Raw genomic sequence first — 24,122 nt, 5'->3', positions numbered from 1 at the left:
CTCTCTCCTATATTTATAATGCCTGTACTTTTTCTTGAATTTCTTGGTCTTTCACCAGTACGGCTGCACTTTGTTTCTGACGATTCTCTAATACTTTCTTTGCGAGTTCTTCATCGCTGATGGCTAAGATTTGCGCTGCTAAATACGCCGCATTTTTTGAACCATCAATCGCAACTGTCGCAACCGGAATACCACTAGGCATCATAACGGTAGATAATAGTGCATCTACACCCTCTAATACGTTAGACTTCAGAGGAACACCAATGACTGGTAGCGTTGTATGTCCTGCTACTACACCTGCTAGAGCAGCTGCCATACCAGCTCCTGCAATAATGACGCCAAAGCCATTATCCTTTGCATTAGTGGCAAACTCTGCAACTTTCTCTGGTGTACGATGTGCAGAATATACATGTACTTCTACCGGAATTCCAAATTCCTTCAACACCGAAACAGCCTTTGACATCACACCGAAGTCACTATCACTGCCCATTAAAATCGCTACTTTTTTCATCTTATATTCCTCCATTTTCTAATAAAACAAAAAATCCGTGGAGATTTCTCCACAGATCGTATTCAAAAAACATTCTTTCCACATTTTTGGGCGCAGAAAACCGCCATCAGAGATGTGTTTGTCGAAACATCGACAATATATTCTATTGTTCGGAGAGTCATAACACCTAAAGCCATAGCTCCATCCTTCCTGTCTCTAAGACATCCGTTACCAAACCATAAAACACGTAAATATCATAACAAATAGGGACTAGAAGTAAAGATGAAAAACAGAAGAAAACAAGAATTGTTGTAAAACTCCTAAATGACCCTATGCTTTTTGTAAAAAGTTACGGTAAGTAAATGAAATAAAGATAGCCCCAAGCGGTGCAGTAAATAGGATTGCGGTAACTGCAGCCGTCAGAATTAACTCTCCACTAGCAAGACCCGCCTCTAATGCAAGTCCTCCAATCGCAGCTTGTACCGTTGCCTTTGGAATATAGGCAATCATCGTAAATATCTTTTCCTTCCTATTAAACTTTGTTTTCATAACACTCAGATATACACCAAGCATACGGAATAGTAGCGCTAGGATAATCACAATCAAAACAACAGGTCCAAAAGATAATGCATAATCAATTCTTACACTCGCACCTACTAACGCAAATAAGAAGATTTCAGCAGGTTGCCATAGTTTTGCAAGAACAGCAGAATATGTATCTGCCATCTCTGGCTTGATATGTCGTACGCTACTAGTCATTGCCATAATCGCAAGTAATCCAGAAAATCCCACAGCACCTGTCATCATCCTTTCGATTGTAATGAGTGCCATTCCAACCGCAAACATGCATGCAAGTTCAATTTCTGTAGATAACTTCAACAATCGATATAACTTGCAAAGCACATAACCTAATACAATTCCAGAAACAATTCCAAATAAGATTGATGTTGGAATACGTAATAAGGATAATGCATTGAATTCTCCGCTCTTAGCAAGTGTTAATAACGAAGTAAATAATACGATAACATACACATCATCCATCGAAGCTCCTGCCATAATGAGTTGAGGAATCCCTTCTTTTGTGCCATAGCCTTCATCCATCAACTTTAGCATGAGTGGCACAACCACAGCTGGCGATACTGCAGCTAATACAGTTCCAAGAATTGCGGCATTCAAGAGATCTAAATGTAGAAAGATCGGTGCTAAAATCATCAGTCCCAAAATCTCAAAACTTGCTGGAACAAAGCACATTAGTAAAGCAGATGGCCCAACCTTCTTTAAATCCGATATCTTTAAATTCAAACCTGCACGCATCAAGATAATCATTAGTGCAATTTGTCGAATGTCAGATGAAATCTGAAAGGTTGTCGTATCAATCACATTGAACACAAATGGTCCTAATATGATTCCCGCCAGTAAATACCCTAATAGATTGGGTAACCCTAGCTTACGCATAATCATTGCAAAAACTACACCAACTAAAATAATCATCGCAAAACTAAATAACATAACTCTATCTCCTTATATAGAAAAAAATGCTGATGCCCGTAGCAAAAAGAAGTTACAGGAGTTATCAGCACTTATCGCGGTTTAGATTTAGAATCTTGGAAAACCCCATTTCCGTTGGAAATTATAGTTCCAATTTATTACTTTGTCAAAAAGAAATCCCTGCTAGTTGTAGGGGGATTATAGCAGGGATATCAGATTTCTTTTTTGATTATAGTAATGCCTGGTTTAACATCCAGATTGTCTTAGCATAAGATGCGATAAACTCATCCATCTTCGCAGATACAAGGTAGTTATTCTCAGCATCTGCAGCTTCCTTGATTTCTGTAACACTCTTTAATAGGTACTGATAGTCTGGTAATAATTCAGAATATAAAGTCTTCACACTTGTTACGTATGCATCTGTACCTTCTTCAATTTTTGCATTTGCAAGGAATTCCTTTAATGTTGAAACTGGCTTACCACCATTCATTAAGATTAATTCACCAACTGTATCAACCTGTGGTAATACAGCATTATATAAATTCTCAAGTTCTGGGTGAATCTGGAAGAATGACTGTCCACTTACATACCAGTGCTTATTTTGTAATTTGTGATAGAAAACGACTAAGTCGGATAATAATACATTTAATTTATTGTTCATAATTTATAATCTCCTTTTCAATAGTTTCTACAGCTTCCTCAGCTGACATTGATAGTATATAATCAATTACATATATTCAATAGTATTATTTCGCCATAAAATAGTATAATATTATCAAATGAAGGAGAACTATATGAATCAAGAACTTCCACTCGTAATTGAAAAAGAAAATTTGGATACACATAAACAAGATGAATTAGCACATTGGCACAATTCATTCGAATTAATCGAAGTTGTAGAAGGAAAGTTCTACTGCAATGTTGATGGATCAGAATTCCTAATCAATAAAGGTAACATCTGTATTATCAACCGTGGTAGATTGCATCACATCTACACAGAAGATTACAATACATCCATGTGTAGAAAGAAAACTATCATTTTCAATCCAGATTATTTTATTAAAGATCAAAATATTTATGAGAAATATATACTTCCATTACTCGAGAAGGATGCCTTTGCGCATATCCAATTCAATATCAAGAAAGGAATTGGCTTGGATATTAATACACTCATGAAAGAAATTGAAGCGCTAGAAGATGAAAAACCAATTGGATATGAACTCGAGGAGTATTCCTTAATATATAAAGTAATTCGCTATTTATATCTAGCATATCAATCAAGTAAACAAAGTATTCATACAACGTATGACGCAAATGTTCAAATTCAAAGAAACATGACTAGTTTTATCCACGAACACTTTAACTCAAAGATTGGTTTAGAAGATATTGCAGAAGCCGGAAAGGTCAGTAAGAGTACATGTATCCGTTTATTCCACAAGTACACTGGCAAGTCTCCCATTGACTTTTTAAATAATTATCGTTTACAGATGAGTGCTGAAAAGTTAGTCACAACTTCCGAACAAATCACAGAGATTGCTTATGCTTGTGGGTTTGGTCAGCCTAGTTACTTCAACCGTCTATTCTTAAAAGAATATAATATGACACCAAACCAATACCGTAAACAACATGCACGCATGAAGAGTTAACTAGCATATCTGGTTATATGATTTTCTATCAATCTGGTAATTTTCTCTTTTCTAGTATCTTCTATAATGAGATTTATAGACGAGGAGATTTCTCATGAAGAAAATTGTGACAATGCAGGATATATCCTGTGTAGGAAAATGCTCATTAACAGTTGCTTTACCTGTACTATCTGCAATGGGTATTGAAACTGCAGTGATTCCAACTGCTGTACTTTCAACACATACCATGTTCAAAGGTTTTACCTTCCATGATTTAACCAGTGAAGTAAATCCAATACTCGCTCACTGGCAAAAAGAAGGCTTTACATTCGATGGAATCTATACAGGATATCTTGGTTCCTTCGAACAAATCGATCTTGCAAAAAAGATATTTGAAGAATTTGGAACACATGCCCTTCGAATTGTAGATCCATGCATGGCGGATAATGGAAAACTATATACGGGTTTCGATATTCCATTTACTAAGAAGATGCGTGATTTGTGTGCCATCGCAGACATCATCGTACCAAATCTCACAGAAGCTTCCTTCTTATTAGATATCCCATATCAGGAAAAGTATGATGAAGAATACATCAAGCATGTATTACGTCAATTAACAGACCTTGGCTGTCATACCGCAATCATCACCGGTGTAACATTTGAACCAGGCCGTATCGGTGCGTATGCATATGAAAAGGATACAGATACATACACGACATACTTTAACGAAGAAGAACCACAACACTTCCACGGTACAGGTGATATTTGGGCAAGTACCTTCAGTGGCGGCCTCTTACAAGGTTTATCCCTACTACAAGCAATGACACTTGCCTGTGACTATGTTAAGGAATCTATCCACAACACATTGGAAGAAGAAAATCATAATATCTATGGTGTTAACTTTGAACAAGCAATGCCATTCCTAATTACTTCATTACAGAAACACAAAAAGGAACACTAAGTTCCTTTTTTCATGCAAGCATACTATTATTTACGCATCTTCTTTCGTACGCGATTGATATGTCTTTCAAAGCTTCCGTTCTGTATTAACTCCGCAACAATATACTGCATCAAGGTTGAAACTGTATTGGAGCGAAAAGAGATTCTATCTTGAAACTCCTTTAGATTCTTCTTCGGTAATATCATATATCCAATACGAACAGATGGTGCGATGGTATTGGAGAAAGTATTTAGATAGATTACTTGTTCATCATCTAATGCATATAATGTTTCTCTTCCATTCATCCCTAAGGTATATTCAGAATCATAATCATCTTCTACTATCCATGCATGATTTTCCTTTGCCCAGTGGATATATTGTTTTCTCTTGTTGATATCTGTTGTACTACCTGATGGATAACTATGATATGGCGTCACATGTAATACATCCGCATGATTCTTTTGTAGTTCTGAATTTAGGATACCATTCTTGCCGAGTTTCATACGTATAAGTTTTACATTCTCTGTCTCATACATGAGTGAGATTTTTTCATATGATGGGTTTTCAATCGCATATACTTTATCACGTCCAATCATACTCACTAAAATTCCATAAAAGTATTCTGAACCAGAACCAATGATAATCTGTTCTGGATCAACATAGATTCCACGAACACGCGCTAAGTATGACGCAATCGTTTTACGAAGATACAACAAACCATTCCATGGCGACTTTGTTAGTAATACATCCTGTCGCATACTTAATACTTTACGTGCAGCCATCGCAAATACATTGGAAGAAAACAGTTTATCATTTGTAATCTGTATTTCTGGTAAGATTTCGATACTACTATCTTCTTTGGCACTAAAAAAATCTTTTTCAAGATAGCTTACGTAGTATCCACTTCTCATGCGAGAAGTAATATATCCTTCTGATGCTAGTAGTTCATATGCATGTGCGACTGTAATCACACTGACATTTTCTTTATCTGCCAGGATACGTTTTGAAGGCAGCTTATCCCCCGTTTGATAAATACCATGAATAATATCATTACGAATCTTTAGGTAGAGATCCATGTATGCTTTGGTTTTATTGTTCATATTTCATCCCAATCTGGTCATATAAATTATAACATTTCTGGGTATATGCAGATAACCAGAAATTATTTAAAATATACACATATTTTGGAGGTTTTATGAATAGTTCAGTTAAAAGATTTACTTTAATCGCAATGTTACTAGCGATGACGATAGTTTTATCTTCATTTAGTATCCCGGTACCAGGTGGACATCTATATTTCAATGACTTAGTTATTGTGACTGCCGCTCTCATGTTAAACCCTGTTGAGGCTTTCATTGTTGGTGGTCTTGGTTCATTCCTTGGTGACTTATTCTTCTATCCAACACCAATGTTTGTATCACTTGTTACTCATGGTTTACAGGCAATCGTAATTTCCTTATTAATATCCAAGAAGGAAAATCCAACTTTAAAGGATTATATTTTCGCGGTAACTGTAGGTGCAATAATCATGGTTGTGGGATATACAATAGGACGTGCATTCATCTATGCAAATCCACAAACCGCAATGCTCAAGCTACCATTCCAGATTGTACAAGCTAGTTTTGGTGCCATCATGGCAGTTATCTTGCATACACGATTACCATTAAAGAAATTTCTAAAGTAAAGGGCGTTGAGCCCTTTTTTCATATCTGCTAAGATAAACTTACGAGGTAAAAGTATGACACTATTAGATGAAAAACGCTTAGAAATTAACAACATTGATGCTCAACTTGTCCAATTATTTGAGCAGCGTATGCACGCTGTAGAAAGTATCATCCAATACAAACTAGATAATCAGCTCCCGATTCTAGACACAGGTCGTGAGGAACAAAATATCTTACGTACAAAGGCATTGTTACAGGATTCTTGTCTTTCTGATTATTTTGAATCTTGGTATCGTTATACCATGCAAGTTTCAAAAGAGTATCAGAAAGAAATCAAAGAGAAACACAATCAGAAATAATTTATATCACATGCATGCATATAAAAAGCTACGTCAATTGACATAGCTTATTTTTTCTCTTCAAGAATCTTATAGAGTGCTTTATATAAGTCCAGTGATTCATCCTGGTTAAGACACACACAAGAACGAACCTTTGCAGGAACATCTGCACAATGCTTCTTCATGTTCTTGCCTTCTTTTGTTAACTTAATCATTACGACACGTTCATCTAATTTAGAACGCGTTCTTGTTAACCAATTCTTATCTTCCATCTTCTTTAATAATGGAGTGATTGTTCCACTATCTAGATATAATCGTTCGCACAACTCACCCACGGAAATATCATCCTTCTCCCATAACACTAAGAAGACGATATATTGTGTATATGTCATTTCAAGCGGTTTTAAGATAGGAGTATACGCTGCTGTAATCTTTCTAGCAGCCGCATAGAGCGGAAAACATAATTGATTTTCTAATTTAAGTGCGTCTATTTTCTGTCCTGCCATGTTTATCACCTATTGTTTCTTTCTCTTTAATTCATCAACATACGCTACCGCAGATAATGCCGCAACGTTTCCTTGACCAGCCGCCTTAATATATTGATATGGCTGTCCTGCAATATCACCTGCCGCAAATAATCCTGCTAGGTTTGTCTTCATCTGTAAATCAACCTTGACTGCATTTTCTGCAATTTCAAGTCCAGGCACAAGCGAGCCTGGAAATTGTGTTGGTCGTAAGATAAATACACCATCTACCGTATATTTACCCTGATCTGTCTTCAGTGTATTTGCCTTCATCATACCTGTAATCTCAACAGGTTTTTCATGATGAATTTCAATGTTCTTACTATTTAGCTGTGGTTCATCTTTATATTGTGGGAAGTAATATACCTTTTCACATACTTCGCCAAGGAAGTCAACTTCCGCTTCCTCTTCCTGACTAGCTGCCACAACCGCAACAACCTTTCCTTTATATAAAGGCGCATCACAAGTTGCACAATAGCTCACACCACGACCCAAGAAGTTCTCCTCACCAGTATATGGCTTACCAGCCACAACACCACTCGCTAGAATGACGGAAGTTGCCTCAACCATTTCACTGTTATTTAACTGTAACGCGAAGTAATCACCCATCGCATAAACATTTGAGACCTTCTCTTCTGTAATCGAGATTCCAAGTTCATCCAACTGCTGTTGGAATACATTAGCCATCTCTACACCTGTTTTAGATGGTAAACCCAAGTAGTTTAGAATTGGGTGTTTTACCATCTGCATTTTTTGGCTCAAGTCCTTTGAACCAAATAAGATAATATTTTTATTACGCACCTTCGCGGTAATGGCTGCCTCTAATCCTGCTGGACCAGTACCGATAATTGCTATATCATAACGTGTCATCATTACACTCCTTAACCGTGATATATTGTATGAAAGATAATTGAATTTTTCAAGGAATATACACACCACCGCATGTATGCATGATTTTTAGCCTATTCCACACACAAAAAGACATAGAATACACGACTTCTCTCTATCTCAAGTTCTTCATTCTGTGTTAAAATTAAACGCACTATGAGGTGATGTTATGCAATTAGTAATACCTAAAGACTATGATCCTATTCTTGATGTGAGACAAACACAAGAAGCCATCAAATACATTCGTGATACTTTCCAAAAGGAATTTGGAAGAGAAATGCACCTATCTAGAATCTCTGCTCCATTATTCGTGCCAAAGAGTACTGGTTTGAACGATAACCTAAATGGTATAGAGCGTCCTGTATCATTCGATATTGCAGAGATGCCAAACGAAACAATTGAAGTTGTACAATCTCTTGCCAAGTGGAAACGTTTCGCACTTAAGAAATATAACTTTACTGTTCATGATGGATTATATACAAATATGAATGCGATTCGTCGTGATGAAGAACTAGATAACTTACACTCTGTTTACGTAGACCAATGGGACTGGGAAAAAGTTATCACGAAAGAAGAACGTACAGAAGCGATGCTAGAGGAAACAGTACGTACAATCTTCAAAGTCATTAAACACATGGAACATGAAATCTGGTATAAATACCCACACGCAGTGTGTCATCTAGCAAATGATGTATTCTTCATCGATTCTCAAGAATTAGAAGACATGTACCCAGATCTTTCGCCAAAAGAACGCGAAGACGCAATCACAAAAGAAAAGAAATGTGTCTTCATCAAACGAATTGGACACGCTTTGAAGCATAGTGGAAAACCACATGATGGACGTGCACCTGACTATGATGATTGGAACCTCAATGGAGATTTATTCTTCTGGTTACCATCCCTAGAACGTGCATTAGAAATCTCTAGCATGGGCATTCGTGTCGATGAAAGCTCTATCGTAGAACAATGCCGTATCCGCAATGCGGAAGAACGTCTACAGTATCCATATCACCAAATGATTCAAAAATGCGAACTTCCATATACTATTGGTGGCGGTATCGGTCAATCCAGATTGTGCATGTTACTGCTGAATAAAGCTCACGTTGGCGAAGTACAAGCGTCCATCTGGCCACAAGATATGGTCGATGAATGCGAAGCACATCAAATACATTTACTCTAATATACTCCAAACGGAGTATATTTTTTCACATACTATATTGCATTACATAATAGTATGTGTTATATTCTACTTGCAAGGAGGAAAAGCAATGGATGCACAATTTAAAAAAGGTGTTTTAGAATTATGCGTTCTTTCAAGGTTAGTAAAAGATGACAAGTATGGATACGAACTAACTGAAGATATTTCCCAAGAAATGTCCGTAACTGCCGGAACATTATATTTAATACTAAAAAGACTAAAAGATAATGGTTATCTTGAAACCTATCTTGTCGAGTCGTCCGGTGGTCCAGCTCGAAAATACTATCATTTAACGGAAGAAGGAAAACTTTATCAACAACAACAGAAAGAAGAATGGATTACATTCGTTCAAAAGGTGGAAAAACTGATATGACAAAAAATGAATACTTAGCAGCTTTAAATCAAGCTCTTGCAAACTACTCTCCAAGTTTTAAGAAAGATATTCTCGACGCCTTCGAAGCACACTTCCAAGAAGGAATTAGCGAAGGAAGAAGCGAAGAAGAAATCATGAATGATCTTGGTACAATTGATGATGTACTAGAAAACATACATATGATGGGCGGAGAAAAAGAAACTGTTCATAAAGAACAGAAGAGTAAAGACTATCAAGATTTAAAAGAAGGATTATCTACAGCCTTCCATGCGTTTACACGTATCGCAGATGAAGCACTTGGCCATGCAAAAAACTTTACAGTTAATATTGACCGTAAGAAGAATACAGCGCAGTACTATTCAGACCCTCAGACTGAAACACTTCCAGATTCTATCGCTCACTTAGTGATTCACAGCGAGACATTAATGTCATCCTTGGATATAACTCTAGAAAAAGGAAATGAACTCCGCTATGAATTTACCCAGTCACAAAGTATCTTTAGAAATCCCACAACTGATGGAATTCGTTGTGAAATAAATGATACAACTGCTACGATTCTTGTGTCTGGTAGCGGTGACTTGACCGTAAAAATCCCATCTAATGTTTCAACAATTACAATGGAAGCACCTGCTGGAGATGTAGATATCAACGATATCAAACTTGATGAATTCAACTGCCACAACAAATCTGGAGATGTTTCTATTAGCCGCGTTGAAATGAAACGTGCTGACTTTACGATGTTAGCAGGTGACTTAGATGTCTCTGATTCGAACTTCGATGAAATTAGCATGAAGCTATCTGCTGGTGATGTGGACTTAACAAATACAACAGGTAATCTATATGCCAATATCGCAGCTGGTGATATTGATATTCAAAAACACGCCGCAAATGTTATTCAACTCTCCGCAGCTGCAGGGGATATCGATATGGAAGTATCCTCTCCTATCATCGAAGTAAAGACAACTGCAGGTGACATCGATTTAGATGTTCATGGAGAAATTCAAAATATCCAAGTCACATCTACCGCCGGTGATATCGACATGACAACAGAAACAACAGACTACCATGCAAGTCTCTCCACAAACTTCGGAGATATTGACTTTGACGATGATTTACCATACCAAAAGCTCCGTCATAAAAAATACATTGTCGGTGATGGAAAAGGTGAAATTGTCATCAAAACAAATGCTGGCGATATCGACTTTCACTAACAGCCTACACTAGGCTGTTTTTTATTTGTTGATATATACATAAACAAAAAATAAATCTTAAGGAATACTTTAAAATTGTCACAATTTGTTCGGTATATAATTCACTCGTACATGGCAAATCTAAACACTGTAGAAATCATGGGCGGAAGGAAATATATATGAAAAAGAGGAATTATTTCGCTGTAATTTTATCATTTTTAATGACATTAACAGCTCTTATCAGTTGGACTAAAACAAACGTTATCGCTGATGGTGGTCCAAAACAAGTTGATGCGACAATCACAAACTTTAGATTTATGAATCTATCTAGAACAAATGTTGGAGATATCTACTATACTGATAACTTCTACTTTAACTTAGATTGGGCAACTAATAATACAGGCGCAACATTAAAAGCAGGTGACTACTTCACAATTGATCTGCCTGATACAGTTATGTTCTCAGCAGACTCAAGTCCTGTCGACTTTGACCTCTATGACCAGGATGGATCAGGAGCAGTAATCGCAAGAGCACATATCACTCCAGGTACAACTGGCGCAACCGCAAAAGTAGTATTCACAGACTGGGTTGATAATCGCTACAACGTTAATGGTAATATTCAACTATCTGCTAGATTTGATTTAACAAGGGTTCCTATTAATCAATCTAGTTCATTCACTATTACTGTTAATGCAGGACAACCTAATACATCATCTTCAACGGGTTCCGTCAATGTTGATGGGCCACAGATTTTAAATAATGAAACGCTACATAAATTTGCTTGGTATGACACAACCAACCCAAATATCGCAAACTGGGAAATTCGCATCAACCATAGACAAGCAATACTACCAAATGCAATTATCCACGATACCATCGTTGGCTCTAACGAAAGAATTTTACCAAATACAATTCGCTTATTTACAGTTCAGATGGATCAATATGGTAATGATATTACCGGAACATCAACACCAGTTAACTTAGCAGGAAAACTAACAATGTCTGATAACGACCAGACATTTACAATCAATGTTGGAAATATTAATGGGGAACAGTATCGTCTCACTTATCAATCTACATACACAGAAGGTACTGATTTAAACAACACCCTCACATTAACATCTAATGGTCAAACTTATGATTTTGATGCACACTTTACAAGAGCTTACTCTGGAGGTTCTGGTTCAGGTGACCTCGCACACAAAATCAAATTAACAAAAGTTGACGAAGACGATAACTCAATCACTTTAGCTAACGCAGTATTTACAGTTACACAACCAGATGGTACAACATTTAATCTAACAACAGGCGCAGATGGTACTGTTACTTCTGAAGCTTTAGTACAAGGTACTTATAAAGTAAAAGAGACAACCGCTCCTGCTGGTTATGAATTAAATAACACAGAATATACATTACAAGTAACAGCTACGGATGGTGCGTTACAAACCATCTCCGACAAACCAACCAAGACAAATATCTCTGTCACAAAGACATGGGTAGGTCCAAAAGCAGGTCCTATCACAGTTCACTTATTCGCTAATGGAACAGATACAGGTACAACTCTAACATTAGATGATACAAATAACTGGACAGCTAGTTTCACTAATGTACGTAAGTACGATCAAAGCGGTACAGAGATCCAATACACGATTAGTGAAGATACTGTTAATGGTTATGACGCCACAATCACCGGCAATCAAACAACAGGCTTCACCATCACAAACACAGAGCGACCACAGAATCCTACTACACCAAAGACAAGCGATTCTACAAATATCTATCTCTACATTGGAATGATGTTCGTTGGCATTATCGCTAGCGGTTACCTCTTCTCAAAGAGAAAATCATATAGATAGTTTAAAAGCCATCGCAATACACGATGGCTTTTCTTTTGCACAAAAAAACTGGAATTCTTCCAGTTATAGAATTTCGATAAATTTCTTTGTTTCTTCTTCTTTCTTCTGTTCTGTTGGTAATTCAATCTTTAAGATACCATTATCAAATGAAGCGTGAATATCTGTATCTTTAATTGCATCACCTACATAGAATGTACGAGATGTACTACCACTGAATCTTTCCTGACGTAAGATTCTACCCTTATCATCAGTTTCTTCATCAGAAGACGAACGAGCAGCGCTGATTGTTAGATTACCATTGAATAAGCTAATGGATACTTCATCCTTCTTATAACCAGGAACTTCTACTTCCAAGATGTACTTTCCATCTTTCTCGCGAACATCTGTCTTTAAAATATTATTTCCTGTGAATACTGGAGCTCTAAACACATCATCAAACATATCATTGAATAAATCATTCTTTCTTGTTGTCATATATTTCATATCATATACCTCCTAAGGCCTTTCACCTTACACATACTAATATACTCATATTTTTAGCACTGTCAATACTTAAGTGCTAATTATTTTATAAATTTTTATAAAACTATATTCATAATATATAAAAAGCCTTTATTTAAAGGCTTTTTATCATTATCACAGAAATTAAATGATTGCTAATTAATTTCCGTATTTATATAGAATGAAGGATTCGTCATCCGATTGTAGGTGGATATCTTTTCCTTCTATCGTATAGCGATAGACTTTCGTTTCATCATTCATTGTCATCTCAAGTTGGTTACCGTGGTTCTTCCAGTGAAAGGCAATCTTTGTAAGATCATCATAATAAACGCCTGAATAATCTGGATTAAATTGGATAGTAATATCATCTTCATAATCAGGAAACCAAACCCCTACAAAATCATATTTTCTTGTCTCTTGATAAAAGAAGTTCAGAATAAACAACAATACTAGTATTGGTATTCCATTCTTTAATATCTTCGCTATCAAGTTTTTCTGTTTCTTTGATAGTTCCATTGTATTTCTCCATATGTAATCATATACCTTTCGCAAAATAATACAAAACAACATATAGGAAACGACAGATATTTCTGCCGTTTATTCTGTGTATAAGTCTCTTAGTCTTTGTAATGCGTCTTTATCAAGATTGTATTCTTTTTCAAAGTATTCATCATAGTTTTCATACTTCTCTTTAATACGCTTGAGCGAATAATCAGCGTTGGTATATGTCACTCCCTCGTACGCCAGTAACATACCCGCAAGTTCCCCATCTAATTTTGTCAGTGGGAAATCCTTCCTGAAACGTTCGATATATTCCTTACGGTATTCATTCGTTAACATGTAGTCATACATCGCTGTCTCTTCGTCTACACCAAGTGCTAGTAGAATTAAGATTGCCGCAATTCCTGTACGATCTTTTCCAGCGGAACAATGGAATAGGATTGGTACATTGCCTGCCACAATATCCTCAAACATTCTCTTATATGCATAAGAGAATGGCAAGTTACCATACACCTTATGTGTAAATTCATCATTGCATTCTTTGGAATAGACATTTTCTGCGATGAGTGCAGCTGGCGAAAAGTTTACTTCCGTTCCATCTGCACGTGCCGCAGCAGATGAATGAATGTATTCGGCACCTTTCAACGTTGGATCTGGTGAATCCTTCACTTCTTCCTTTGAACGTAAATCATAAATCTTCTTAATATTTAAAGAATTCAAAATTTTAAGTTCTGCTTGATCAAAGTCCATTAAGCGACTGCTACGAAAGAAATACCCTTTCTTAACATGTTTGCCATTTTGAGTCTTGTAACCACCTAGATCGCGTAAGTTTCTTTTCTTTTCAATGCCGAGAATATCACTCATTTCTTTACCCCCAAAATCCTTTCTGCAGTTTCAATCTGTTCTTTTGTAGGTTGTGGCGTATCCATTAGAGGGTAACTGATACCCATCTTCTCGTATTTCGAGATACCTAACACATGATATGGCAACACTTCTACTCTTTCAACAGAATCTAACGTATCGATAAATTCTCTGAGTTTCTTTAAATCCTCTTCGTTTGCGGTAATGCCTGGAACCAGAACATGTCGAATCCACATTGGAATATGATGATTTGAAAGATATTTCGCACACTCTAGAATATTTTCGTTGGATGCACCTGTTAGATACCGATGCACTTTATCATCAATCTCTTTTAAATCAAAGAGTACCAAGTCTGTTACTTTCATTAATCGTTCAAACTTTGAGAAAAATGGCTCTTCATATGTAAATGGATTGCCAGCTGTATCTAAAGTACAGTGGATACCATGCTTATGTGCTAGTTCAAATAGTTCAATCATGAAATCCATTTGTAATAAAGCTTCTCCTCCAGATACAGTGATTCCACCACCGTTGACCCAGTAGTTTTTATAGCGTAATGCCTTTTGTAATACTTCTTCTGCGGTATAGAGTTCTCCTCCAGCCATCTCCCAAGTATCTGGATTATGGCAATATTTACAACGCATATTACAACCTTTTAAAAATATAATAAATCGTACTCCAGGTCCATCAACTGCCCCGAAGGTTTCAAATGAATGTATGCGTCCCTTCATATTCTCACTCCTTTATATCTTTTTGATAAAAATGACTCTGTAGATAACAGAGTCATTTTACCAAACTATAGTCCTGTTTTACACAAGAACAATTACATATGATCGTGGAATGTTCTTGCGATAACGTCCAACTGTTGTTCTCTTGTTAGAGAGATAAACTTAACTGCATATCCGGAAACACGGATTGTGAAGTTAGCGTATTCTGGCTTCTCTGGATGTTCCATCGCATCAACGAGCTTCTCCTTACCGAAGACGTTAACGTTGAGGTGGTGAGCACCTTGGTCAAAGTAACCATCTAATACGTTTACAAGGTTGTTAGATCTTTCAACATCACTATGACCTAATGCATTAGGATCCATTGTCTGTGTATTAGAAATACCATCTAATGCCCAGTGATATGGAAGTTTTGTTAATGAGTTTAGTGACGCAAGTAATCCATTCTGCTCTGCACCATAAGATGGGTTAGCACCTGGAGCTAATGGTGTCCAAGCACGACGGCCATCTGGCATATTACCTGTGTACTTACCATAAACAACATTTGATGTGATTGTCAAAATTGAAGTTGTAGCTTCTGAGTTACGGTATGTGTGGTGCTTCTTGATCATTGTGATGAATGTCTTCAATAACCATACACCGATTTCATCTGCACGGTCATCATCATTACCATACTTAGGGAAGTCTCCCTCAATCTCATAGTCAACAACTAATCCATTTTCATCACGAACAGTCTTAACCTTGGCATACTTGATTGCGGATAGTGAGTCAATAACATGGCTGAATCCGGCAATACCTGTAGCGAATGTTCTTCTTACATCTGTATCAATTAAAGCCATTTCAGCTGCTTCATAGTAATACTTATCATGCATGTATTGGATGAGGTTCAAGATGTTTACATATAAACCTGCTAACCAATCTAGCATCTGTAGATACTTCGCTTCTACTTCGGCGTAGTCTAAGTATTCAGAAGTAATTGGACGATATGCTGGTCCAACTTGCTTAAAGCTCTTTTCATCTACACCACCATTGATAGCGTATAGAAGTGCCTTTGCGAGGTTTGCACGAGCACCGAAGAACTGCATTTCCTTACCTGTCTGTGTAGCAGATACGCAGCAGCAGATGCTGTAATCATCTCCCCATTCAGGGCGCATTACATCGTCATTTTCATACTGAATAGAACTTGTTGTGACAGAAATCTTAGCCGCATACTTACGGAAGTTTTCTGGTAAACGGGATGAGTACAATACTGTTAAGTTAGGTTCTGGTGAAGGACCCATATTTTCTAATGTATGTAAGAAACGGAAGTCGTTCTTTGTAACCATAGAGCGACCATCCATACCCATACCTGCAACTTCTAGTGTTGCCCAAACTGGGTCGCCAGAGAATAATTCATTATATGCAGGAATACGAGCAAACTTAACCATACGGAACTTCATAACGATATGGTCAATTAATTCCTGTGCTTCGCTTTCTGTTAATGTGCCTGCTTCTAAATCTCTTTCGATATAAATATCTAAGAATGTAGAAATACGTCCTACAGACATCGCAGCACCATTCTGTGTCTTGATAGCTGCTAAATAACCAAAGTATAACCACTGAACTGCTTCCTTAGCGTTAGATGCTGGAGCGGAAATATCATATCCATATACAGCAGCCATCTTCTTCATGCCTTCTAATGCACGAATCTGTTCAGATAGTTCTTCTCTTTGACGGATGACATCATCAACCATTGTGCCATCGCCACAGTTTAACTTATCTTCTTCTTTCCACGCGATCAATTGGTCAACACCATATAAAGCTACACGACGGTAGTCACCAACGATACGTCCACGGCCATAAGTATCTGGTAAACCAGTGATAACGTGGCTACTTCTAGCAGCCTTCATTTCTGGTGTATACGCATCAAATACAGCCTGGTTATGTGTCTTGTGATACTCTGTAAAGATCTTATGTAATTCTGGATTTGGTGTATAGCCATATGTAGATAAAGCTTCTTCTGCCATACGGATACCACCATAAGGCATAAACGCTCTCTTTAAAGGCTTGTCTGTTTGAAGACCTACAACCTTTTCCAAATCCTTTAAGGATTCATCAATATAGCCTGGGCCATAAGCAGTTAAGCCTGATACTACATCAGCCTCTTCATCTAGAACGCCACCCTTTGCACGTTCAGCCTTCTGCAATTCCTGTAACTTGCCCCAAAGCTTGTTAGTCGCATCTGTTGCGTCAGCCAAGAAACTCTCATCACCATCATATGGTTTGTAGTTTGCTTGGATGAAGTCGCGAACATTGCATTCTTCCTTCCAGTTTCTGCCCTGGAAGCCTTGCCATTTTTCATTATTTAGCATTGTTTTCTCCTCCGTCTACCTAACGTTTTTCATTTTAAATGAAAGCTGTTTGTACGTCCAATGATATTATCAGATTATTTTTTTTATTTGTGAATTTCACCCTGTTTTTGTTTGAAATTCCAACAATGTTAGTCAATAATCCGAATGACATGCAAGCACGTACAGACCATCATTTTCGTGGTTAGTTTTAGTAAACTAACTGAATTATACGCCCATGTATTTATCCTTGCAAGAACTAAGTTAACAAATTAACAAAGGGTCAGACATGATAGTCTAACCCCAAAATAGATTATAACAGAAGTTCTTATCGATATGTAATTTCCATCATTATTTGAATCCTATCGACGATCAACCATTCATGCATAGTTTAATTCTCGATTCTCCAACCTTTTGCGTCTCTACGAGATTTGATAAAGCCAGCATAGATTCCACCATTCTGAATCAGTTCCTCATGTTTCCCTTCTTCTTGTAGAGAACCATCATTAATGACAAGTATATGATCTACACTTTCTACTGTGCTAATGCGATGTGCAATGGATATAACTGTCTTTCCTTTACATAGTTCATCAATCGCAGCTAGAATTTCTGCCTCATTTTCTGGGTCTACACTTGATGTAGCTTCGTCCAACAGAATGATTGGCGCATCCTTTAACAACGCACGAGCAATACTGATGCGTTGTTTTTCACCACCGCTGAGGTTAGCACCGCCTTCTCCGATGATGGTTTCGTATCCCTGTGGAAGTTTTGATATAAACTCAGCACAGCGTGCTTTCTTACACACATCATAAATTTCTTGGTCACTCGCTTCTGGTTTTGCGAAGCGGATATTATTCATAATCGTATCGTTGAATAAATATACATCTTGGAATACGACAGACATCTGTTTAAATAATGTCTCTACTGTATACTCACGAATATCCTTTCCTGCTAGATATATCGCTCCCTTATCTACATCCCAGAAACGCGAGAGAAGATTGACAATTGTCGTCTTACCACATCCACTTGGTCCTACAATTGCGACTTTTTCATTTTGTTTAATTTCAAAACTGAGGTCTTTGATTACAGGTGTATCTTTCCGATAACCAAACCACACATGGTCAAAGCGAATATCTAAAGGTCCATTAATTGTAGTTTGTGCACCTTCCTCTAATTGAGGAATTTGGAATACATCATCCAAGTACTTTTGTTGACCAGGGATCTTTGCGTATAGGAAAGCTGTATCACTTAATGGAGCTAAGCCTAAGAAGATTAAATAAGATCCCACCAACATGGTCATACAATTCGCAAAGTTAATCTCTTCATGCATGTATAGATGAACTGTAAGAATGATTAAGATAACACTCGCGGCATTTACGATAAAACTATAAATTTTAGCACGCCATGAAAACTCTACCTCACAACGAATATCAACTTCCTTCTTCTTCGCATAAAGGTCTTTTGCCTTTTCTTGAATCATATTTTTAACAGGATTATCTTCGTTAATCGGATATGTTCTTAAAACAGACATGCCACGAATCATATCGATTACCGCAAAATTCATCTCTTGTTCAACTTTATGTTGTAGAGGAACATTTCTCATTGCGATTTTATAAAGTTTACCTAATGTAAATGATAGTATCACTAACACTGGAATCATGAATAACCCTAACGTTACATTCATCTTTAACATTGCAATGGTTAATAAGATGGAAATTCCAAATCCAGCAATCACGCCAGTGACTAACATCATGGTAAAGTTTTCAAGTGCGTTTATTGATGTCGTCATAGCACCTTGAATATTTCCTAGTTTTGCGTCATCGAAATATCCTAACGGAGCTTTCTTTAATTCATCTCCTACCTGCAAGCGGAAATTTCTAAACATGACATAGCCTTCCGCCGAAACAAGGATATCCTCCAAGTAACGGAATACAAAGTGGAATAAGATTCCACCAACCATAATCATTAGGCAATTCCATATCACCGTAGCTGTTAATGCATGTATGTTCAAGAACGCAATATACAACGCACCAAAGATAAACATAAAACTAAAATTTTTGAAGAACGCAAAGAATAAGCCAAAGATAAACTTCACTTTATCTTTTCCAACTAATTCAAATAATCTACGAAAGTAGTTCATTCAACCACCTCCTTACCACTGTAGCTTTGCCATAGTTTTTGATACGCAGAAGAATTCTGTATTAATTCTTTGTGGGTACCGATGCTTTCAATCTTGCCATGACCTAACACCATAATTTGATCAGCACCTACAATTGTATTCAGTCGATGAGCCACAACAATCAGTGTCTTATCCTTCATTAATCTGCTTAGCGCTTCTTGGATCTTCGCTTCATTTTCAACATCTGCATATGCAGTAGCTTCATCTAGTATGATGCACTGTGCATCCGCTAGCATCGCTCTAGCAAGTGTAATACGTTGTCTTTCACCACCCGAGAGAAACTTTCCACAATCACCCGCATTTGAATTTAAGCCTTCTGGCAACCGTTCAATTAGTTCTAAGCAGTTCGCTGCTTTCAAAGCCGCTTGAATCTCTTCATCCGTTGCGTCTGCTTTTGCGATCTTTAGATTCTCACGGATACTTGTGTCAAATAAGAAATTGTCTTGTGCAACATACGCTACATGTTTCATAAGTTGTGATGTTGGTATACTTTTGACATCTTGATTACCAAAGTAAATTCTTCCATCATCCGCATCAAAGAACCCCGCCATTAACTTGGCAATTGTAGACTTTCCACTTCCGCTTTCTCCAACAATCGCAAATACAGAATTTGGTTTTACTTCAAAGTTGATATCATGTAATACTTCAATACCCTTTTCATATGAGAATGATACATTTTCAAATCGATAACATTGATCGGATAGTGTTACTTCCTGATTAGGTCTTACAAGCTCAGGCATCGTAAGCACTTTACGAATCATGCGGAATCCCGTTTCAATTGAGGAGTAGATTTCCATACTCATCATAATTTGGAATGCATTTGGAATAATCGATAACGGTAAGATTAAGCCCAACATAAGCTGCCACATATTGATGATTTGTTGTGAGTACAAATATAAACCAACTGGTAACGTTCCAAGAATTGGTGAATTTACAAACGCAAATAATATAGCCATCGCAATCCAGCTTTGTTTCCACCAATCTAATGTAGAGGAGAAGTAGTAATTAACAGAATCTGTAAACTTTTGATAACTACGTCTACTCTGTCCAAACGTCTTAATGACATGAATTCCATTTACATATTCAACGATTCTAGCATTTAAATCTTGATTGGAATTGAGCCAAGTATACATACGCTCATCACTGTTATGATACATGATGATAAATCCTAAAATAATAAATGGAACACTCACAAAACATGCTAGACCTAAACGATAATCCACCACGAATAGAAGGATGGTTGCTAGGATTGGGTGTAATAAACGAGAAGGTAACTCAGGCATGACATGCGCAATCCAATCCTCCAAAGAGCCAACTCGATCAACGATTAGCGCTTTATAATATCCTATCGGTGTTGATGTAACATACCCAAGTGGAACACGTTCTAACTTCTCACTTAATTTTTCACGAATACTTCTAAGAATCTCAAATGAAATTCGATGACTCTTTACACTAGATAAACATGTTAATGTGCATTGTAGCGCAAGAGCCAGCAGTGTTAATCCCCCATATAAGTAAATTTTTTGTAAATCTATATGATTTGAAATTACTGCTGTTGCGACATATGCCGCAAAGAAATAAGATGTAAACTTTAAACTTTCACCAAAACATGCAAGCATAATCGATATACGCATTTTTCCTTGTAACTGTGGAGCAAAGGAGAACAACCATTTATTGACCAAGCTTGGACTAATGGCATCCTTTTTCTTCGTTTCTATCGACCGCTTAACATCTTCTTTTATTTTCTCTTCAATCTCCATTTAGTTCTCCTTTAGGTGTCCCTTTAATATTGAATAGCCAATGTATACACCAATGACAGATAAAATGAACGTAATAACTGTTCCAAGAATTCCCATTACACCTTGTGTTGCCTTGACCATCTCTAACATTTGATCTGGCTTTTGTCCTCTTGCAATCCATTCATTCATATATTGTTCCGCAAAGAAACATGCAGGAATAATACCACCTAAAGCATTTCCAACATGGATAAAACCTGACGCAATCGCAACCTTTAGCACACTTGGCTTATTTGATGTGGATGCGATAACATCCGCTAAAACAGCTCCTATCATGGATGTAATAAACCAAGGTAGATAACCAGCTCCCATCAGTGCGAATACACCCATAATGATGAGTTCCATCAGGGTAAATTGCCACATTTTACCAATCTTACGACTGATAAAGATTAAGATTGCCCCAGATAATAGTCCACAAACACCTGGACTAATCGCATGTCCAAATGGACCCATTAGCGAAATTATCATCATTGCTACAAAATACACAATGATATATAACGCTGTCAGTAAAGCAAGTAATACAAAATCCTTCATCTTCAAATTCATGATTCATCCCTCATTTCTATAAAAATTTGATTGAATTCAGATAAATGTTCCGCATCAAGCGAAATATCTTTTTTTACAGTTTTATCTTTTAAATACACAACACGATTACTGATATAGCGAATAAACTCGTAATCATGCGATATGACAATGACACATGCTTTCTTTTTTAACTCTTGAATTTCTTTTGCAACTCTATGCATAGATATTAGGTCTAAACCACTGGTTGGTTCATCGAAAATGATAACTTTACGATTACTCAAGATTCCTAGTGCGACTTGTATACGCTGTTTCTGTCCACCACTCAAAGAGAATGGATGCGTATCTGCGTACTTTGTCAGTTGTAAATAATCCATCACATCCCGTATATCTTTTTGACTAATCTTATGATCAGCGATTTCAAGCTCTGCTTGTACGGATGTACCAAATAATTGGTAATCCGCATCTTGCATAATATAGAAAGGCATCTCTCCATTTATTTCCCCATGCGTGCATGGAATACTCTTGCACAGTAATCGTGCTAGCGTTGTCTTGCCAACTCCGTTTGTACCAACAATTGCAGTAACTTCGTTGGTAAAGAAATCTAATGATATGTCCTTTAAGATATCTTTGTATGAAATACCCACTAACGAAAGAACTTTTTCTTTCTTTTCACTAGGTATTTGAAATGGAATATCCATCGCAAATAAATCAAAGCTTCGTGTGTCATAGTTTGATTTTTTAAATAGCTCTTCACTATTGAAGATTTGCATCTTACCGTCATTAAATAGGAAAACACGACTGATTAATCCACTTAGATAATAGAAGCGATGATCCGCAATCAAGACGGTATACCCTTCTTGTTTTAATTTCTCAACCAACGTTCTAAATACATACGTATTGTGATAATCAAGGTTGGCAGACGGTTCATCTAACAAGATGATTTTTTGTCCCAACATCATTGCGGAGGCTATCGCTACCATTTGGCGCTCTCCTCCGGATAACTGGAAGATGTCTCGATTCAATAACTTTTGAATTTTTAGTAGTGTAGTGACTTGTTGAAGTTGTGCTTCCATTGCATCATTCTTACAACCATAATTCTCCATACTGAATACAAGTTCACTGGTTGTATTCGTTGTAAAGAATTGACTACGTGGATTTTGAAATACAGAACTGATATGACGACTAATCTCTGCCATACTCATAGCCTTTGTATTTTGATCATTGAGTAAGATTTCCCCTTGCAGTGTTCCTTCGACAACACGAGGAATCAGCCCATTGAGACATTTCAAGAATGTAGATTTACCACTACCACTATTACCAGTCACCAAAATGATTTCGCCTGGCTCTAGCGCAAAATGAACATCTTGAATTCCTTCCGAACTATCTTGATATTGGAAGGAAATGTTCTTACCCTCTACGACATACGAACCCATAACATCTCTCCCACTAGTCCTAAGCAAATCGCAACTGTAACAAGCGCATCCTTCATTCCAAAGCGAATATTGTAATATGACGTCCTTCTTCCCATGCAATCAATTCCCTTGCAAAGTCCAGCAGATGTTAACTCATCTGCTAAAATCAAACAACGAAATAATTGTGGTACCACAAAATATCCAAAACTCTTTACGATACTTTTCATCTCAAAACGAATCCCACGTAGACGCATCGATTCATTGATATATCGTAATTCTCGAAAGAATGTTGGTATATATCGTAACGTAATACTTAACGCTATAATGAACGCTCTTGGTACATGAATACTCTGTAAAGCAGAAATTACCTCAGATGGTTGATAATCATACATCAAGATAAGCGCCACAATATATGTTGGCATCAATCGAACAATCATCATGAATAACATCGAAACAAACTGCACTACTTCAATGCTACTCAACATCAAAAGCTGTTGCCCTAAATAGAATAAAATTGTAATTCCGATAGCTTTACATAATCTTTTATATTTCTTCATGTAAAGCAAAAATAGACTGCTGACAATAAAGAAATACAAAGGAATCCATCTATCATGTACAAACATCAAGATACATGGAATCAATATATTATAGAAAATCAAAACAAGCGGATTAATACGGTATCTCACATTGCCCTCTTTCTAAAGTTAGTTTAGGTTAACTAACC

The 24,122-nt window shown here is 36.9% G+C and carries 24 protein-coding genes and 1 riboswitch; of the genes, 8 read left to right on the top strand and 16 right to left on the bottom strand.

Annotated features, from left to right (window positions below; translation table 11 throughout):
* Positions 1 to 13: 13 nt before the first annotated feature.
* The 3 genes from purE to RWM19_RS07560 form a co-directional block, all read right to left on the bottom strand.
* The gene (gene purE / locus RWM19_RS07570; RefSeq protein ID WP_399553449.1) at positions 14 to 511 is read right to left on the bottom strand and encodes a 5-(carboxyamino)imidazole ribonucleotide mutase; all 498 of its coding nucleotides are present in this window, start codon (positions 509 to 511) and stop codon (positions 14 to 16) included.
* Positions 512 to 820: 309 nt separating this feature from the next.
* Positions 821 to 1,999: a cation:proton antiporter gene (locus RWM19_RS07565; RefSeq protein ID WP_313985543.1), complete on the bottom strand. Its 1,179-nt coding sequence runs from the start codon at positions 1,997 to 1,999 to the stop codon at positions 821 to 823.
* A gap of 48 nt (positions 2,000 to 2,047) precedes the next feature.
* Positions 2,048 to 2,121, bottom strand: a riboswitch (Fluoride riboswitch).
* A gap of 86 nt (positions 2,122 to 2,207) precedes the next feature.
* Positions 2,208 to 2,639, bottom strand: a complete 432-nt coding sequence (locus RWM19_RS07560) for a DNA starvation/stationary phase protection protein (RefSeq protein WP_313985540.1) — start codon at positions 2,637 to 2,639, stop codon at positions 2,208 to 2,210.
* 133 nt (positions 2,640 to 2,772) lie between these two features.
* On the opposite strand from RWM19_RS07560, the gene RWM19_RS07555 reads away from it, so the two are divergent.
* A complete protein-coding gene (locus tag RWM19_RS07555; protein WP_313985538.1) occupies positions 2,773 to 3,624 on the top strand; it encodes an AraC family transcriptional regulator in 852 nt (283 codons plus the stop codon).
* A gap of 94 nt (positions 3,625 to 3,718) precedes the next feature.
* The gene (locus tag RWM19_RS07550; protein WP_313985535.1) at positions 3,719 to 4,564 is read left to right on the top strand and encodes a pyridoxamine kinase; all 846 of its coding nucleotides are present in this window, start codon (positions 3,719 to 3,721) and stop codon (positions 4,562 to 4,564) included.
* Positions 4,565 to 4,590: 26 nt separating this feature from the next.
* On the opposite strand, the gene RWM19_RS07545 is transcribed toward RWM19_RS07550, so the two are convergent.
* Positions 4,591 to 5,643 carry a PLP-dependent aminotransferase family protein gene (locus tag RWM19_RS07545; protein ID WP_313985533.1) on the bottom strand — a complete coding sequence of 351 codons (1,053 nt, stop codon included), beginning with the start codon at positions 5,641 to 5,643 and terminating at the stop codon, positions 4,591 to 4,593.
* 95 nt (positions 5,644 to 5,738) lie between these two features.
* On the opposite strand from RWM19_RS07545, the gene RWM19_RS07540 reads away from it, so the two are divergent.
* Both RWM19_RS07540 and RWM19_RS07535 read left to right on the top strand, forming a co-directional pair.
* On the top strand, positions 5,739 to 6,227 hold the full coding sequence (locus RWM19_RS07540) for an ECF transporter S component (protein ID WP_313985530.1): 489 nt from the start codon (positions 5,739 to 5,741) through the stop codon (positions 6,225 to 6,227).
* A 54-nt stretch (positions 6,228 to 6,281) separates the two neighbouring features.
* Positions 6,282 to 6,566, top strand: a complete 285-nt coding sequence (locus RWM19_RS07535) for a chorismate mutase (RefSeq protein WP_313985527.1) — start codon at positions 6,282 to 6,284, stop codon at positions 6,564 to 6,566.
* Between the two features lie 47 nt (positions 6,567 to 6,613).
* Here RWM19_RS07535 and RWM19_RS07530 read toward each other — a convergent pair whose 3' ends face one another.
* A complete protein-coding gene (locus RWM19_RS07530) occupies positions 6,614 to 7,051 on the bottom strand; it encodes a MarR family winged helix-turn-helix transcriptional regulator (protein ID WP_294022395.1) in 438 nt (145 codons plus the stop codon).
* A gap of 9 nt (positions 7,052 to 7,060) precedes the next feature.
* Positions 7,061 to 7,942 (bottom strand): NAD(P)/FAD-dependent oxidoreductase, encoded by an 882-nt coding sequence (locus tag RWM19_RS07525; RefSeq protein ID WP_313985524.1) that lies wholly within the window; start codon positions 7,940 to 7,942, stop codon positions 7,061 to 7,063.
* Positions 7,943 to 8,126: 184 nt separating this feature from the next.
* Between RWM19_RS07525 and asnA the strand changes: the two genes are divergently transcribed.
* The 4 genes from asnA to RWM19_RS07505 all read left to right on the top strand — a co-directional run bounded on the left by asnA (position 8,127) and on the right by RWM19_RS07505 (position 12,574).
* Complete coding sequence (gene asnA, locus RWM19_RS07520) at positions 8,127 to 9,137, top strand: aspartate--ammonia ligase (RefSeq protein ID WP_313985522.1); 1,011 nt, start codon at positions 8,127 to 8,129, stop codon at positions 9,135 to 9,137.
* Positions 9,138 to 9,225: 88 nt separating this feature from the next.
* The gene (locus tag RWM19_RS07515; protein WP_028077368.1) at positions 9,226 to 9,528 is read left to right on the top strand and encodes a PadR family transcriptional regulator; all 303 of its coding nucleotides are present in this window, start codon (positions 9,226 to 9,228) and stop codon (positions 9,526 to 9,528) included.
* Positions 9,525 to 10,739, top strand: a complete 1,215-nt coding sequence (locus RWM19_RS07510) for a DUF4097 family beta strand repeat-containing protein (RefSeq protein WP_313985519.1) — start codon at positions 9,525 to 9,527, stop codon at positions 10,737 to 10,739. Before RWM19_RS07515 ends, RWM19_RS07510 begins: the two co-directional genes overlap by 4 nt.
* A 158-nt stretch (positions 10,740 to 10,897) precedes the next feature.
* Positions 10,898 to 12,574 (top strand): Ig-like domain-containing protein, encoded by a 1,677-nt coding sequence (locus RWM19_RS07505; protein ID WP_313985516.1) that lies wholly within the window; start codon positions 10,898 to 10,900, stop codon positions 12,572 to 12,574.
* Between the two features lie 63 nt (positions 12,575 to 12,637).
* On the opposite strand, the gene RWM19_RS07500 is transcribed toward RWM19_RS07505, so the two are convergent.
* The 10 genes from RWM19_RS07500 to RWM19_RS07455 all read right to left on the bottom strand — a co-directional run bounded on the left by RWM19_RS07500 (position 12,638) and on the right by RWM19_RS07455 (position 24,084).
* Positions 12,638 to 13,057, bottom strand: coding sequence for an Hsp20/alpha crystallin family protein (locus RWM19_RS07500; protein WP_294022878.1), 420 nt, complete (start codon positions 13,055 to 13,057; stop codon positions 12,638 to 12,640).
* Between the two features lie 177 nt (positions 13,058 to 13,234).
* Positions 13,235 to 13,591, bottom strand: coding sequence for a hypothetical protein (locus RWM19_RS07495; protein WP_313985512.1), 357 nt, complete (start codon positions 13,589 to 13,591; stop codon positions 13,235 to 13,237).
* 81 nt (positions 13,592 to 13,672) lie between these two features.
* The gene (locus RWM19_RS07490; RefSeq protein ID WP_313985509.1) at positions 13,673 to 14,440 is read right to left on the bottom strand and encodes a tyrosine-protein phosphatase; all 768 of its coding nucleotides are present in this window, start codon (positions 14,438 to 14,440) and stop codon (positions 13,673 to 13,675) included.
* On the bottom strand, positions 14,437 to 15,165 hold the full coding sequence (gene pflA, locus RWM19_RS07485) for a pyruvate formate-lyase-activating protein (RefSeq protein WP_313985506.1): 729 nt from the start codon (positions 15,163 to 15,165) through the stop codon (positions 14,437 to 14,439). Before pflA ends, RWM19_RS07490 begins: the two co-directional genes overlap by 4 nt.
* 92 nt (positions 15,166 to 15,257) lie before the next feature.
* On the bottom strand, positions 15,258 to 17,510 hold the full coding sequence (gene pflB, locus RWM19_RS07480) for a formate C-acetyltransferase (protein WP_294020375.1): 2,253 nt from the start codon (positions 17,508 to 17,510) through the stop codon (positions 15,258 to 15,260).
* Between the two features lie 367 nt (positions 17,511 to 17,877).
* A complete protein-coding gene (locus RWM19_RS07475; RefSeq protein WP_313985501.1) occupies positions 17,878 to 19,626 on the bottom strand; it encodes an ABC transporter ATP-binding protein in 1,749 nt (582 codons plus the stop codon).
* The gene (locus RWM19_RS07470) at positions 19,623 to 21,425 is read right to left on the bottom strand and encodes an ABC transporter ATP-binding protein (RefSeq protein ID WP_294025039.1); all 1,803 of its coding nucleotides are present in this window, start codon (positions 21,423 to 21,425) and stop codon (positions 19,623 to 19,625) included. The genes RWM19_RS07475 and RWM19_RS07470 overlap by 4 nt, the downstream gene beginning before the upstream one ends.
* Positions 21,426 to 22,007 carry an MptD family putative ECF transporter S component gene (locus RWM19_RS07465; RefSeq protein WP_294025041.1) on the bottom strand — a complete coding sequence of 194 codons (582 nt, stop codon included), beginning with the start codon at positions 22,005 to 22,007 and terminating at the stop codon, positions 21,426 to 21,428.
* Positions 22,004 to 23,419: an ABC transporter ATP-binding protein gene (locus RWM19_RS07460; protein ID WP_313985497.1), complete on the bottom strand. Its 1,416-nt coding sequence runs from the start codon at positions 23,417 to 23,419 to the stop codon at positions 22,004 to 22,006. Before RWM19_RS07460 ends, RWM19_RS07465 begins: the two co-directional genes overlap by 4 nt.
* Positions 23,401 to 24,084: an energy-coupling factor transporter transmembrane component T gene (locus RWM19_RS07455; protein WP_313985495.1), complete on the bottom strand. Its 684-nt coding sequence runs from the start codon at positions 24,082 to 24,084 to the stop codon at positions 23,401 to 23,403. The genes RWM19_RS07460 and RWM19_RS07455 overlap by 19 nt, the downstream gene beginning before the upstream one ends.
* Positions 24,085 to 24,122: the final 38 nt, after the last annotated feature.

Source organism: uncultured Solobacterium sp. (assembly GCF_963517755.1).
Taxonomy (GTDB): Bacteria; Bacillota_I; Bacilli_A; order Erysipelotrichales; family Erysipelotrichaceae; genus Bulleidia.
This window is presented reverse-complemented; position numbering and strand designations above follow the sequence as displayed.

Excerpts from the sequence above, each read along its gene's own strand:
- RWM19_RS07550 (WP_313985535.1), top strand. The coding sequence starts at position 3,719 with ATGAAGAAAATTGTGACAATGCAGGATATATCCTGTGTAGGAAAATGC.
- RWM19_RS07500 (WP_294022878.1), bottom strand. The coding sequence starts at position 13,057 with ATGAAATATATGACAACAAGAAAGAATGATTTATTCAATGATATGTTT.
- RWM19_RS07505 (WP_313985516.1), top strand. The coding sequence starts at position 10,898 with ATGAAAAAGAGGAATTATTTCGCTGTAATTTTATCATTTTTAATGACA.
- RWM19_RS07510 (WP_313985519.1), top strand. The coding sequence starts at position 9,525 with ATGACAAAAAATGAATACTTAGCAGCTTTAAATCAAGCTCTTGCAAAC.
- RWM19_RS07540 (WP_313985530.1), top strand. The coding sequence starts at position 5,739 with ATGAATAGTTCAGTTAAAAGATTTACTTTAATCGCAATGTTACTAGCG.
- RWM19_RS07525 (WP_313985524.1), bottom strand. The coding sequence starts at position 7,942 with ATGATGACACGTTATGATATAGCAATTATCGGTACTGGTCCAGCAGGA.
- RWM19_RS07495 (WP_313985512.1), bottom strand. The coding sequence starts at position 13,591 with ATGGAACTATCAAAGAAACAGAAAAACTTGATAGCGAAGATATTAAAG.
- pflA (WP_313985506.1), bottom strand. The coding sequence starts at position 15,165 with ATGAAGGGACGCATACATTCATTTGAAACCTTCGGGGCAGTTGATGGA.
- RWM19_RS07490 (WP_313985509.1), bottom strand. The coding sequence starts at position 14,440 with ATGAGTGATATTCTCGGCATTGAAAAGAAAAGAAACTTACGCGATCTA.
- RWM19_RS07460 (WP_313985497.1), bottom strand. The coding sequence starts at position 23,419 with ATGGGTTCGTATGTCGTAGAGGGTAAGAACATTTCCTTCCAATATCAA.
- RWM19_RS07470 (WP_294025039.1), bottom strand. The coding sequence starts at position 21,425 with ATGGAGATTGAAGAGAAAATAAAAGAAGATGTTAAGCGGTCGATAGAA.
- purE (WP_399553449.1), bottom strand. The coding sequence starts at position 511 with ATGAAAAAAGTAGCGATTTTAATGGGCAGTGATAGTGACTTCGGTGTG.
- RWM19_RS07535 (WP_313985527.1), top strand. The coding sequence starts at position 6,282 with ATGACACTATTAGATGAAAAACGCTTAGAAATTAACAACATTGATGCT.
- RWM19_RS07565 (WP_313985543.1), bottom strand. The coding sequence starts at position 1,999 with ATGTTATTTAGTTTTGCGATGATTATTTTAGTTGGTGTAGTTTTTGCA.
- pflB (WP_294020375.1), bottom strand. The coding sequence starts at position 17,510 with ATGCTAAATAATGAAAAATGGCAAGGCTTCCAGGGCAGAAACTGGAAG.
- asnA (WP_313985522.1), top strand. The coding sequence starts at position 8,127 with ATGCAATTAGTAATACCTAAAGACTATGATCCTATTCTTGATGTGAGA.
- RWM19_RS07515 (WP_028077368.1), top strand. The coding sequence starts at position 9,226 with ATGGATGCACAATTTAAAAAAGGTGTTTTAGAATTATGCGTTCTTTCA.
- RWM19_RS07475 (WP_313985501.1), bottom strand. The coding sequence starts at position 19,626 with ATGAACTACTTTCGTAGATTATTTGAATTAGTTGGAAAAGATAAAGTG.
- RWM19_RS07530 (WP_294022395.1), bottom strand. The coding sequence starts at position 7,051 with ATGGCAGGACAGAAAATAGACGCACTTAAATTAGAAAATCAATTATGT.
- RWM19_RS07560 (WP_313985540.1), bottom strand. The coding sequence starts at position 2,639 with ATGAACAATAAATTAAATGTATTATTATCCGACTTAGTCGTTTTCTAT.
- RWM19_RS07555 (WP_313985538.1), top strand. The coding sequence starts at position 2,773 with ATGAATCAAGAACTTCCACTCGTAATTGAAAAAGAAAATTTGGATACA.
- RWM19_RS07465 (WP_294025041.1), bottom strand. The coding sequence starts at position 22,007 with ATGAATTTGAAGATGAAGGATTTTGTATTACTTGCTTTACTGACAGCG.
- RWM19_RS07545 (WP_313985533.1), bottom strand. The coding sequence starts at position 5,643 with ATGAACAATAAAACCAAAGCATACATGGATCTCTACCTAAAGATTCGT.